We start from the raw sequence: 12,123 nt of genomic DNA, 5'->3' as shown, positions 1-12,123 counted from the left end.
TTTCACTATATGTGGGGATTGGAGAGAATATGCTTTAAGAAAATGGTACACCACAAAAAAACAGATTAGGAATTTATCCTAATCTGTTTTTCCGATGATATATTGGGTATTAAATATTTACATAGTTTAATGGATTAACAGCATTTGACTTGCTATAATTCCATGCACCTTTATGTAGCTCAAAGTGTAAATGCTGACCGTATGAATGTCCTGTGTTACCCATGATTCCAATTTGTTGGCCTTTGGCAACAACAGAACCTTCGCTTGCTTGTCTAGAACTTAAATGTGCATACACAGTAGTCCATTGCTGACCGCCGATTGAATGGGTAACAAAGATGACGTTACCGTATGAACTTGAGAAGTAAGAACGGCTTACGATTCCATCGGCTGCCGCTACAACTGGAACCGTTCCACTAGCAGCAATATCGATGCCGGCATGCTGTTTATTCCAACGTTGACCCATTGTTGATGATACATATCCTGCACTTGGTCTAGTGAAAGTACCCGATGATACAGCTGGCGCTTGGCTTACATTAGACAATGAGTGTGAAGATGATGATGATGATGATGATGATGAACTGTTGCTTTTTGCACTGGATTCAGAAGAAGTAGATTGTTTTTTAGATTCGGATGCTTTAGAAGCTGCCTGTGCTGCTGCTTGTGCTGCCGCTTGAGCCGCTTCTTGCTCTGCACGTTTTTGCGCTTCAGCTGCCGCTTTTTTACGAGCTGCTTCCAATTCTGCAAGACGTTGATGCTCTAAGTTGATGGCTGACTTGATAGCTTTTTCTTGAGCAGCAAGATTCGCTTTTTCTTCCTCTAGGCCCATCTTCGCATCTTCATGTTCTTTAGTTTGTTTCTTTAATTTCTTAACCAATGCATCCTTTTCTTGCTTCTGCTGCTTTTGTTGCTTTTGAATTTCCAATAGTTCAGCTTTTGCCACTTCTAAACTGGCAAGCTTCGTTTCAACGGCATTTTGCTTTTCTTCCAGATCCTTTTTATCCAGCTCATGCTGTTTTAAAATATCCCTGTCGGCTTCAGCAATTGTCGCTACAGCTCCGACACGGTCAACTAAATCCCCAAAACTGGATGATCCAAATAGTACTTCGAGGTAGTTCACGTCCCCACCAGTCTCCTGGAAAGAAAGTGCCCTTTCCTTCAATACTTCATTGCGTTTTGCGATCCGCTCTTTTAATACTTTAATCTCTTCTTTCAATGCCTCTATTTCTTTTTTCGTTTCTGTAATTTCAGCATTTTTAGCATCGATTTTTTTTGAGGACTCTGCAATTTTCGCTTCAATGGCCGAGATTTGTTCTTCTGCTGTCATTTGCTTATCCTGCAGGTTATCGATTTTCTTCTCCGTGTCGAAAATATTCGATTCAACGCCCGAACGTTTTTCCTGAATGGATTCTTTCTGTTCTTGCAGATCCGAAATCGACTCAGCATAAGCTGAAGGTGCCGCTAAAATGCTTCCCAACCCAATCATGATGGTAGCATTCATGGCAATTATATTTTTTTTCACGTTTCATTTCCCCTTTCAATCCCGTTACATCCAGTGCCTTGTAACGTCTCTCTATCTGTATCTAGCTTCTTTTAGCGTTCGAATGTAAAGGTGCTTTTTTATACTTTCAAGAACTTCCTAACGGACATCAAGCTGCCCCATATCCCGATAACGGCGCCAATTACAATAAGGATGGCCGAAACTTGATAAATAAACGGGCTTGCAGGCAGAAAATCTATAAATTTGAACGTAATCTGTGGTGCAGCATATTTATAAATATTGTAGTAGAGTGCAGCAACCAGACCGATTGGAACGATGGAACCTAGGATTCCCAACCAGAGTCCTTCCAAGAAAAATGGCCAACGGATGAATGTATTCGTTGCTCCTACTAATCTCATGATCTCAATTTCTTTTCTTCTAGCTACAATGGTAATTTTAATCGTATTCGAAATCAGGAACATTGCAGTAAATAGTAAGCCTACAATAAGAACGATCCCTATGTTTCTCGCGATATTCACGAAGCTGAATAGTTTCTCGACGTAGCCTTGTCCATATTTAACACTTTGGATATATTCAAGACCTTCGATTTTCTTTGCCACCTTGATGACATCTTGCGGAGATTTCGTTTTGATGATATAAACGTCCCTTAATGGGTTGTCCTGTTCAAATGGTTTAAAAGCATCACCATTATCGCCTAAATCATCTATTAAATTCGTAAGCTCTTCATCTTTTGGAGAGAAAATGACTGACTCAATACCGTTCATCTCCGTAATCTTCTTACCAATATCTTTTATATCGTCATCATTCGCCGCATTATCAATATGTGCACGAACTTCGACATCTTTCTCCACATTTCCCGCGATATGATTTAAATTCATCATGAGCACTAAAAAGACGCCAACCAATGTTAGTGTGACCGTTACTGCACTGACTGAAGCAAACGTCATCCATCCATTACGGCCAATATTTTTAAAACTTTCACGGAAGTGACGGAGCAATGTTCTAAATTTCATATCCGTAATCACCTCGATGTTCATCGCGAACTATTTTTCCACTTTCAATGGCAATGACACGTCGTTTAATATTGTTGACGATGTCCCTATTATGAGTGGCCATGACAAGTGTAGTTCCGCGTTTATTAATTTCTTCAAATATGTTCATGATTTCCCACGATGTTTCAGGATCAAGATTCCCTGTAGGCTCGTCGGCAATGACTACCTTAGGATCATTGACGATCGAACGGGCTATCGCAACCCTTTGCTGTTCCCCACCTGATAACTCGGAAGGCAGCATCCTCGCTTTATGTTTAATGCCAACCAGATCAAGAACTTCCATGACTCTCTTTTTGATTTCTTCTGGTTCCTTTTCGATAACTTCCATGGCAAATGCTACATTTTCATAAGCAGTGAATGTTTGAAGGAGTTTAAAATCTTGGAATACCATACCGATATTACGGCGGAATAGAGGAACTTTCGAATTGCGGATACTTGGCAGGCTAAGGCCATTGACCAAAATATTACCGCTTGTCGGCTTTTCTTCCCTATACATCATTTTGATGAAGGTCGATTTTCCGGCACCACTTGGACCTACTACATAAACGAACTCGCCTGGCTTTATTTTCACATTGATACCATTGATGGCAATTACGCCATTTGGATATGTTTTTTTCACATCTATCATTTCTATCATTCTAAAACCACCTAATTTGCTTGAATTATCACTATGTATCTACAGCTTTTTCGACAATTTTCACTGAAATCTGACAGGAATCTCTCTTACTTAAGCACAGAAACATTATAACATCAAATTTTGTCAAATTAAGCATAAAAAATATTACAGTTTCATTTCAGTTAGACATATATCAACATCTATGTAATAATCCTAGGATTTGATTGCTTGATAAGGGGTTAAATGTGGGTTGCTCGAGGATTTTAAAGGAGGCTAAATGAAACGTCCTGCAAAGCAGGACGTTTCATTGATCATTACTTATGTTCAGCAAGCCATTCCGCGACCATACTCGCTTCCTTGCCTTGGATTATAGCTTTTGGCATTCCATCTCGACCATTCACAATGACCTTTTCGATGTCCGCTTTTGATAGCCTCGAGCCGACCTTCGTTAAATTCGGTCCCACGCCGCCTTCGAGATTCACTGCATGACAACTTGAACATTTGTTTTCGTAAATTTTCGCGGCATCACCAGCACCTGCCGTTGTCGTTTCGCTATTTTCAGCAGGCCCTTTATCTGCATTATCATCATTCCCACCGCATGCTGCCAAGGCCATAGAAGTGCCTAGAACTAAGGCTAACCATTTCATTTTTTTCATTTAATTTACCCCCTCTGATTTATGCCAATACAAGAACATTATACCAATTTCATTCCAGTTTAAAACCCTCCCCAAGTACCTCCGATGCTTCAATTACAATTACAAACGCTTTGGGGTCAACGAGTTTCACCATTTGTTTCAATTTGGTGAATTCCGACTGGTCTATTACGCACATCAAAATAGGACGAGTATCATCCGTATAGCCTCCATACCCGGATATCCCTGTAACACCCCGGTCTAGCTCATGAATGATAGCATCCCTTACTTCCATTTCTTTATTCGTGATAATTAATGACAGCTTGGAACGGTTCAATCCAACCTGGACGAGATCTATCGTCTTACTTGTCACATATAACCCTATTAATGCATAAAGCCCTTTTTCAATATCCAAAACAATGGCAGCACTTAAAACAATGATTCCATCAATGATAGCCACACAGGTACCTAAAGACAGATGGGTATACTTATGGAAAATCTGTGCCGCTAAATCGGTCCCCCCAGTGGAACCCTTTCCGCGAAAGACGATCCCCAGGCCAAGTCCGACCATCATCCCCCCGCAAATCGAGCCAAGCAATGCATCATTCGTCCATGCATCCCAATCCTTTGTCAGAAATACCACTAAGGGCAAGAACAAGGTTCCAATCAGGCTTTTGGCTCCGAAATGTCTCCCCAGGATGATAAGCCCAGCAATGAACAAAGGGATATTAAACCCCCACAGTACATAGGCTGGCTCCCAACCGAGAGTTGAATCCAGAATTGTACTAATCCCACTGACCCCGCCAGATGCAACCCGGTTAGGCAGTAAGAATACATTAAAACCAATCGCAATTATGGCCGAACCTACAATCACCCATCCATACTCCATTAACTTTTGCATTAAAGGATGCTTCGGCTCCCGGTTTCTTTTCCTCATTCTATATTGACTCCTCAAACCATCATTATTATCTAGTATTGGCCGAACGAAGCAGAACATCCCTTTTCATATCCTGTTAATGTCAGCCAGAGGAAGTGTTTAATAGGTCATTCAAGGATCTTTCATGCATAAGAAACCATAAAAAAAGCCGGACCGGGAAACGGTCCGACTTGCACATCTTATAATTTTGAACGTAAGTACGCATCAATGAACATATCGATATCCCCATCCATGACAGCTCCCAAGTTTCCGGTCTCCGCACTAGTACGGTGATCTTTAACCATGGAATATGGGTGGAAAACATAAGAACGAATTTGGCTTCCCCAGCCAATTTCCTTTTGCTCACCGCGGATTTCATCCAAATCCGCTTGTTGCTGTTCAATTTCACGTTGATACAATTTGGCTTTCAGCATATTCATGGCTTGGGCCTTGTTTTTGATTTGCGATCTCTCGTTTTGACACGTTACCACAGTATTGGTAGGTAAATGGGTGATCCGGACTGCCGAGTCAGTTGTATTGATATGCTGACCACCTGCACCACTTGCCCGATACGTGTCGACTTTCAAATCTTCCGTGCGTATTTCTATATTGATCGTCTCATCGAATTCCGGCATGACTTCACACGAAACGAATGAAGTATGGCGCCGTCCCGATGAATCGAACGGAGAAATACGGACTAGACGATGCACACCCTTTTCCGCTTTCAAATAGCCATAGGCGTTATGGCCTTTGAAAAGTAAAGTGACACTCTTGATTCCAGCCTCATCACCTGGAAGGTAATCAAGGGTCTCCACTTTAAAGCCTCTTTTTTCACCCCATCTTGTATACATCCGAAGTAGCATGGAACCCCAATCCTGGGACTCCGTTCCGCCTGCACCTGGATGAAGTTCAAGAATGGCATTTTTCGAATCATATTCTTCACTTAGTAAAAGTTGAAGTTCAAAGTCATTCATCTTTTGAGAAAGAATCGTGATTTCTTCTTCCAGCTCAGCCAAAAGATCTTCATCATTCTCTTCTTTCACTAGTTCATATGTCAAATCCAGATTTTCATATGATTCATTAAGATCGGACAATTGATTGACTTGTTCTTTCAAAGCATTCGTTTCATTGATGACAGTCTGTGCTTTTTGCTGATCATTCCAAAAATCGGGATGTGTCATCTCATTTTCAAGCTGTGCGATTCGTGCCTCTTTTTCATCTAAGTCAAAGAGACCCCCTAAAGTCCGTTAATCGTTGCGCTGTCCGTTCAAGTTCATTTCTAATTTCTGCTAATTCCATTTCTCTTCACCTCATTAGTATGTTAAAAAAATCCCTGTAGAGGGATTCGCCTCATTCAAATTAACCTCTTCAAACTATATGCAAATATATTGCTTTATGCAAACTAAACATGAAAAGAGGCGGCAAGCCTTAAACTTTACCGTCTCATAATCATTATACACCTAACTTTAGCCTAAATTACCATGGCAATTCTTATATTTTTTACCGCTGCCGCATGGACATAACGCGTTCCGGCCAACGTCTTCCTTTTTACGGGCAGGGGCCTTTTTCACTTTTCCCCCGTCTTCTTCTTTCGGGTTGACCGCTTGTCCTTTTATGACTTCCTTCCGCTCTAAATTGTTGCGGATTTCAGCCTTCATGATATATTTAGCGACTTCATCTTCCATAGAAGCAATCATGGCTTCAAACATTGCGAAACCTTCTGATTGATATTCGCGAAGTGGATCAATTTGACCATAAGCACGAAGGTGGATACCTTGGCGCAACTGCTCCATTGCATCAATATGGTCCATCCACTTGCTATCGACTGCACGAAGAACGATTACTTTTTCGAATTCACGCATTTGTTCTTCAGATAACTCTTCTTCTTTTTGGTCATAGTTTTCCTTCAATTTTCCTAAAATGAATTCAACCAATTCCGATTCATCTTTTCCGTTTAAATCATCTACAGTGATTGAGCCTTCATTGAATAGGTTACCATTCAGGTAATCGACTAGACCTTGTAAATTCCAGCCTTCCTCATCGCCCATTGGTGCAAATACGGCAACATTGCGTTGGATGGATGCCGTAATCATCTTTTCGACGATTTCTCGTAGGTTCTCACTTTCCATTACATCGAAACGCTGCTTATAAATAATTTCCCGTTGTTGACGGAGAACATCATCATATTGCAGTAACTGCTTACGTGAGTCGAAGTTATTGCCTTCGACCCGTTTCTGTGCGGATTCAACGGCCCTGGTCACCATTTTACTTTGAATTGGCTGGGAATCATCCATACCAAGGCGTGCCATCATGCTTTTCATGTTATCCGAACCGAAGCGGCGCATCAATTCATCTTCCATTGATAAATAGAATTGAGTGACCCCGGGGTCTCCTTGACGGCCGGAACGACCACGCAACTGGTTATCTATACGCCTGCTTTCATGGCGCTCCGTACCGATGACAGCAAGTCCACCAAGCTCCTTGACCCCTTCACCAAGCTTGATATCCGTACCACGGCCTGCCATGTTGGTAGCGATCGTGACTGAGCCTTGATTACCTGCATTCGCAATGATTTCCGCTTCACGTTCATGGTTCTTTGCATTCAAAACATCGTGAGGGATCCCTTTTTTAGATAAATAGGCAGAAATGACTTCAGATGTTTCGATGGCAACCGTACCGACAAGCACAGGCTGACCCTTTGTATAACGCTCGGCGATGTCTTCCACAACAGCCTTGAATTTCCCATCAGTTGACGCGTATATAAGATCTGCCCGGTCATCCCTAACGATATTCCTGTTTGTCGGGATCGCAATGACATTCATATTATAGATATTGCGGAATTCCTCTTCTTCCGTTTTGGCTGTACCAGTCATACCGGAAAGTTTTTCGTACATCCTGAAATAGTTCTGGAACGTAATCGTCGCAAGAGTCATGCTTTCATTTTGAATCTCAAGGCCTTCTTTCGCTTCAATCGCCTGGTGGAGACCTTCACTGTAACGGCGGCCCTTCATCAAACGGCCAGTGAATTGGTCAACGATGACAATCTCGCCTTCTTGGACCACATAATCCACATCCAAATGCATGGAAACATGCGCCTTCAACGCCTGATTAATATGATGATTCAAAGTAACGTGACTAATATCGAATAAATTATCGATGTTAAACGCTCTTTCAGCTCTGTTCATCCCATCTTCGGTCAGCTGAACGCCTTTTGTCTTTTCATCATACGTGTAGTCCGTATCTTTTTGTAACGTTCTCACAAACGCATTGGCTTGAATATAAAGCTGGGCCGATTTTTGTGCGGAACCGGAAATGATCAAAGGCGTTCTCGCCTCATCTATCAAAATCGAATCGACTTCATCAATGACAGCAAAGTGCAGTGGGCGCTGTACCATTTGTTCTTTATATAACACCATATTGTCACGCAGGTAATCAAAACCTAGCTCATTATTCGTGCTATACGTAATGTCAGCATTGTACGCCTCTTGTTTTTCTTCTTTAGAATGACTGTTCAAATTCAATCCGACGGTCAAGCCAAGAAAATCATACAATACACCCATCTCAGTAGCATCACGGTGGGCCAGATATTCGTTGACAGTAACGACATGTACACCTTTACCAGTAAGCGCGTTTAAATAAACCGGCATGGTGGAGGTTAATGTTTTACCTTCCCCTGTTTTCATCTCGGAGATATTTCCATCATGAAGCGATGCCCCACCCATGATTTGAACACGGTAAGGATATAGGCCTAGAGCACGCTTTGCCCCTTCACGCGCAACCGCAAAAGCCTCAACTAGCAAATCATCCACTGTTTCCCCATTTTGATAACGCTCTTTAAACTCACCTGTTTTGGCACGCAGCTGTTCATCCGATAACGCAGCCGTCTTATCAGCCAGCGCTTCGACCTGATCAGCGATTTTTTCCAAACGCTTTATTTCCCGCTTATTCGGATCAAAAACTCTATTTAATATATTAAGCATTCAATAACGCTCCTCTATTATGGTAATGATCGTTCAATAACAAAATTCATATAAGTAAGAAGAAACACACCTTCTATTATTACAATCCACGCTTAATTTTACCACTTCTATCCTAGAGGTACAACTTCATGTCACTTCCTGGCCATTGACCTGAATTCAATTCTTGCGAAAAACAATGGATAAATGAAGAGTAAAACTGTTAAAATAAAAGGAAGTATAAAAAATATATTGCAAACTCCCCACTATTCCAATGCAAATGAGAATTATCCATAACCTTCCATCACTAGATCTGTGTCCTTCTCTAGCGATAACCTGTCAAGGTAATCCAGCCTTAAAGGCTCCTTGTTTTGAATGATTTAATGTGGGCTACTCAAACTTATAAGCAGAAGATAAATAGAACATGTTTCGAGGTGGTATTGATGATTGGTGAACGTGTAAAAAAACTGCGGGAAGAAAAGAAAATGTCCATGACTGAACTCGCCGATAAAGCGGGGGTGGCAAAGTCTTACTTAAGTTCGCTCGAGCGAAACTTACAAACGAATCCTTCTATTCAATTTCTTGAAAAAATCTCCGCCGTGCTTAACATTCCTGTTGATGCCCTTCTTTACGATGCACCAAATAAGGAAAACTTGGACACTGATTGGATGAAAATCGTTGAGGAGGCTATGAATTCTGGTGTATCAAAACAACAATTCAGGGAATTCATCGAGTTTAATAAATGGAGAAAAGGTAAAGAAGAATAGTAGTTTAATAGTCTACCTACATAATCCTGAAGAATACAGCTTGAATGAACTAGATTTGCTAGAATCTCATGGAAGAATAAAACCCTATAAACAGCTAATGAATTGAACCACTGTTTATAGGGATGTTTTCGATGCTTTTCAGTACTTAGCTTTCTTCGTTCTCCTCTAATGTAACCTCAAGGCTTTCCCGTTCAAATAAAGCACTAATTTCCTCTTTTTTGAAACCCAAGCTCCTTGCTTCTAAAATCAACTTTACCCATTCTTGATCTATTTCCACATTAGCCACCTCTTCTACCTCCTAAAATACCCTTTGTATTTCAGGCAGACCAGCCATCGTAGTCGCTAAACCTTAGACCTGTGCCTTTGCGCCCTCATCTTTCAATAAGTTTGCCTTTGTCGTGGTACCTCTTACCAAATACATTCTTTTAATCATATTATAACGGATATACACTCCATATATTGCTATTTTATGTCGGTAATCTATCTAAATGCAAACCTTTTATCCGACAAAATATTACAATATTGGGAAAATGCAACATTCAATTCAATCATTATCAAAGTCCTATTCTATTCGTTTTTTATAAAACGAGGATAACTGCATTCATTAACCATTCGATGGGACCTATTAATTCTCTCCACTTTAAGTGCATCCAAGGCTTTTTGCACAGTTAAGTCCTCACCGCAGATCGGGCAAAGCCACTTTCCATATTCTGCACTGCTAAAGGAAGCCCTATAGCATTTATGGCAATTCTTTCGATACAAAAAAAAACACTCCCTCTGCACCTTGATCAAATTGTTTTTTATAAAAAACTAATTGTTCTTTTTAAAGAACTGACAATTTGAGTATAGTACAAAAGATAGAGGTGTTTGAATAGGTAAAACTAACTATTTATCTCATTAAAGAACAAAAACCGTTCGTTAAAATGAATTTCGAAAGGCAAATGATACGGTCATTTTTTATACCTTTTGATTCATTTCCATCTAAACTTAGTAAAATAGTAATAAAATAATCAACAGCACTCGTCGGCTATGAATGTAATGGTAAACTACCAAAATGCTAAAAAAGCACAACCCAGAGACTGGGCTGTGCTTTTGATTTCAGATTCATCATTAACTAGGTTCAATTAATCCGTAGCGTCCATCTTTACGTCGGTACACCACGTTCGTTGTGTTAGTATCCGCATTCGTATATACGAAGAAACTGTGACCAAGCATATTCATTTGTAAAATGGCTTCTTCACTGTCCATCGGCTTCAAATCAAAGCGCTTATTGCGGACCACTTCAATATCAGTATCATCTTCGAATTCATCCATCACTTCGTCAACTTCCGTATTGAAGGCGAATGCCTCGGGAGTCGTAGATAAGTTGTTCCGGAACTTACGATTGACCTTTGTTTTATGTTTACGAATTTGGCGTTCAAGCTTATCATTGATCAAGTCAATGGCAGCATACATATCCGCATTTTCCTCTTCAGCGCGAAGAACCAAATTCTGCATAGGAATCGTCACTTCGACCTTGGATGTATTATTGTTCACTTTCAAATTCACTAACACATTTGCATCTGGTGTATTGTTAAAATATCGTTCTAACTTGCCAATTTTCTTTTCGACGTATTCTCGAATTGCTGGAGTTACCTCAATGTTTTCACCGCGTACGTTGTAATTCATAAAGTGAGTCCTCCTTAAATTAAGACTATACAGTTAGATTCTACAATACCCCTCCGGTTCCCTTTAGAAACACATCATGAAATATGTCGAAATTATGAAACAATTGTCGGAAGGTTTTGGAAAGGGTTGATGTCTGCCCTAGCTTCATTATAACAAATGCCTAGCCATAAAGAAAAAATTAAGCGCGAATTATTTACAGAAATTTTAAAAATATTTAACATAAAAACCGTTTGGAATCCAAACGGCTGGGTAATTAATTTCTTTTATCGTAGAACATGCCATCGATTGATAGACTTTCATACGGGTTCGTGTATTTATTAGATGATTCTTTTTTAACACTGAGCTGTTTGATATCGCGTTGGATTTCTACTTTTTGTTCTTCGAGAAGTTGTGAAACTTTTTCATTGAGTTCGATTAACTTCTTCCCTAATTCCTGTTCAGAATCAGAAAAAGGCGGTTGAATCCCTGCCATCGACTTCTCCCGCTCCTCAAGTAAAGCCTCTACTTTTTCAATTTTCCGGTCCCGATCCTGATCATTTTCCAACGTCGAAAGCAATTGGTTCGTTGCCTCATAAAAATTTTGAATAGCTCCCATTATACTTGACCACTATTAGCAAATTGCTTCTGGCGGTTCAACTGAATAGCTTCCTTCCATGTATCGCGAAATTCCATGACAAACCCTTCAACCTCTTCTAAAATATCCAGATCACTTTTAATGTTGGCTTCAATCAAGCGTCGATTCAAATAATCATAAAGGGACATTAATTCCTTGGATATAGCCAGATCCATTTTTAAAGTGACCATCAGCTCCTGAATGATTTTTTGCGCTTTAATTAAATTCGTGTTTTTTTCTTGAAAGTTTTTTTCCGCAATTGCTTTTTTGCCCAGTGTTATAAACTTAAGGCATCCATTATAAAGCATTAACGTAAGGTCACCTGGAGAGGCAGTATTCACCGAATTTTGTTGATAAGATTGGTAGGGATTATTGTTTGCCATCATTCAAACTTCCTTTCTAAAA

12 protein-coding genes and 1 riboswitch are annotated in these 12,123 nt (G+C 40.3%); of the genes, 1 reads left to right on the top strand and 11 read right to left on the bottom strand.

The window, feature by feature from the left end; all coding sequences use genetic code 11:
• Window positions 1-109 precede the first annotated feature (109 nt).
• The 7 genes from ACQKKK_RS06935 to secA form a co-directional block, all read right to left on the bottom strand.
• Complete coding sequence (locus ACQKKK_RS06935) at window positions 110-1,519, bottom strand: murein hydrolase activator EnvC family protein (protein WP_427615087.1); 1,410 nt, start codon at window positions 1,517-1,519, stop codon at window positions 110-112.
• Between the two features lie 98 nt (window positions 1,520-1,617).
• Window positions 1,618-2,511, bottom strand: a complete 894-nt coding sequence (gene ftsX / locus ACQKKK_RS06930) for a permease-like cell division protein FtsX (protein ID WP_427615085.1) — start codon at window positions 2,509-2,511, stop codon at window positions 1,618-1,620.
• Window positions 2,501-3,187, bottom strand: coding sequence for a cell division ATP-binding protein FtsE (gene ftsE, locus ACQKKK_RS06925; protein WP_061141190.1), 687 nt, complete (start codon window positions 3,185-3,187; stop codon window positions 2,501-2,503). Before ftsE ends, ftsX begins: the two co-directional genes overlap by 11 nt.
• A 293-nt stretch (window positions 3,188-3,480) precedes the next feature.
• Window positions 3,481-3,813 carry a cytochrome c551 gene (cccB, locus tag ACQKKK_RS06920; protein ID WP_427615304.1) on the bottom strand — a complete coding sequence of 111 codons (333 nt, stop codon included), beginning with the start codon at window positions 3,811-3,813 and terminating at the stop codon, window positions 3,481-3,483.
• A 58-nt stretch (window positions 3,814-3,871) separates the two neighbouring features.
• Window positions 3,872-4,735, bottom strand: a complete 864-nt coding sequence (locus ACQKKK_RS06915) for a YitT family protein (RefSeq protein ID WP_427615083.1) — start codon at window positions 4,733-4,735, stop codon at window positions 3,872-3,874.
• A 179-nt stretch (window positions 4,736-4,914) separates the two neighbouring features.
• Window positions 4,915-6,013, bottom strand: a protein-coding gene (gene prfB, locus ACQKKK_RS06910) for a peptide chain release factor 2 (RefSeq protein ID WP_427615082.1) whose coding sequence is annotated in 2 segments (ribosomal slippage) — window positions 4,915-5,949 and window positions 5,951-6,013 — 1,098 coding nt in all. Because the reading frame shifts where the segments join, the coding sequence is not laid out codon by codon here.
• 167 nt (window positions 6,014-6,180) lie between these two features.
• Complete coding sequence (gene secA / locus ACQKKK_RS06905) at window positions 6,181-8,694, bottom strand: preprotein translocase subunit SecA (protein ID WP_427615080.1); 2,514 nt, start codon at window positions 8,692-8,694, stop codon at window positions 6,181-6,183.
• A 419-nt stretch (window positions 8,695-9,113) separates the two neighbouring features.
• On the opposite strand from secA, the gene ACQKKK_RS06900 reads away from it, so the two are divergent.
• A complete protein-coding gene (locus ACQKKK_RS06900) occupies window positions 9,114-9,437 on the top strand; it encodes a helix-turn-helix domain-containing protein (protein ID WP_427615078.1) in 324 nt (107 codons plus the stop codon).
• A gap of 145 nt (window positions 9,438-9,582) precedes the next feature.
• On the opposite strand, the gene sinI is transcribed toward ACQKKK_RS06900, so the two are convergent.
• The 4 genes from sinI to fliS form a co-directional block, all read right to left on the bottom strand.
• A complete protein-coding gene (sinI, locus tag ACQKKK_RS06895; RefSeq protein WP_427615076.1) occupies window positions 9,583-9,723 on the bottom strand; it encodes a DNA-binding anti-repressor SinI in 141 nt (46 codons plus the stop codon).
• Between the two features lie 31 nt (window positions 9,724-9,754).
• A riboswitch (cyclic di-GMP riboswitch) is annotated at window positions 9,755-9,839 on the bottom strand.
• 708 nt (window positions 9,840-10,547) lie between these two features.
• Window positions 10,548-11,105 carry a ribosome hibernation-promoting factor, HPF/YfiA family gene (gene hpf / locus ACQKKK_RS06890; protein WP_427615074.1) on the bottom strand — a complete coding sequence of 186 codons (558 nt, stop codon included), beginning with the start codon at window positions 11,103-11,105 and terminating at the stop codon, window positions 10,548-10,550.
• 253 nt (window positions 11,106-11,358) lie between these two features.
• Window positions 11,359-11,700, bottom strand: a complete 342-nt coding sequence (locus ACQKKK_RS06885; RefSeq protein WP_427615072.1) for a flagellar protein FliT — start codon at window positions 11,698-11,700, stop codon at window positions 11,359-11,361.
• On the bottom strand, window positions 11,700-12,101 hold the full coding sequence (gene fliS, locus ACQKKK_RS06880) for a flagellar export chaperone FliS (RefSeq protein ID WP_427615302.1): 402 nt from the start codon (window positions 12,099-12,101) through the stop codon (window positions 11,700-11,702). Before fliS ends, ACQKKK_RS06885 begins: the two co-directional genes overlap by 1 nt.
• Window positions 12,102-12,123 lie beyond the last annotated feature (22 nt).

It is taken from the genome of Peribacillus sp. NPDC006672 (assembly GCF_050274955.1).
Lineage (GTDB): Bacteria > Bacillota > Bacilli > Bacillales > DSM-1321 > Peribacillus.
This window is presented reverse-complemented; position numbering and strand designations above follow the sequence as displayed.

What these genes read in the sequence shown, in the direction of transcription:
- ftsX (WP_427615085.1), bottom strand. Translation starts at nt 2,511, where the DNA reads ATGAAATTTAGAACATTGCTCCGTCACTTCCGTGAAAGTTTTAAAAAT.
- ftsE (WP_061141190.1), bottom strand. Translation starts at nt 3,187, where the DNA reads ATGATAGAAATGATAGATGTGAAAAAAACATATCCAAATGGCGTAATT.
- cccB (WP_427615304.1), bottom strand. Translation starts at nt 3,813, where the DNA reads ATGAAATGGTTAGCCTTAGTTCTAGGCACTTCTATGGCCTTGGCAGCA.
- ACQKKK_RS06915 (WP_427615083.1), bottom strand. Translation starts at nt 4,735, where the DNA reads ATGAGGAAAAGAAACCGGGAGCCGAAGCATCCTTTAATGCAAAAGTTA.
- secA (WP_427615080.1), bottom strand. Translation starts at nt 8,694, where the DNA reads ATGCTTAATATATTAAATAGAGTTTTTGATCCGAATAAGCGGGAAATA.
- ACQKKK_RS06900 (WP_427615078.1), top strand. Translation starts at nt 9,114, where the DNA reads ATGATTGGTGAACGTGTAAAAAAACTGCGGGAAGAAAAGAAAATGTCC.
- hpf (WP_427615074.1), bottom strand. Translation starts at nt 11,105, where the DNA reads ATGAATTACAACGTACGCGGTGAAAACATTGAGGTAACTCCAGCAATT.
- ACQKKK_RS06885 (WP_427615072.1), bottom strand. Translation starts at nt 11,700, where the DNA reads ATGGGAGCTATTCAAAATTTTTATGAGGCAACGAACCAATTGCTTTCG.
- fliS (WP_427615302.1), bottom strand. Translation starts at nt 12,101, where the DNA reads ATGGCAAACAATAATCCCTACCAATCTTATCAACAAAATTCGGTGAAT.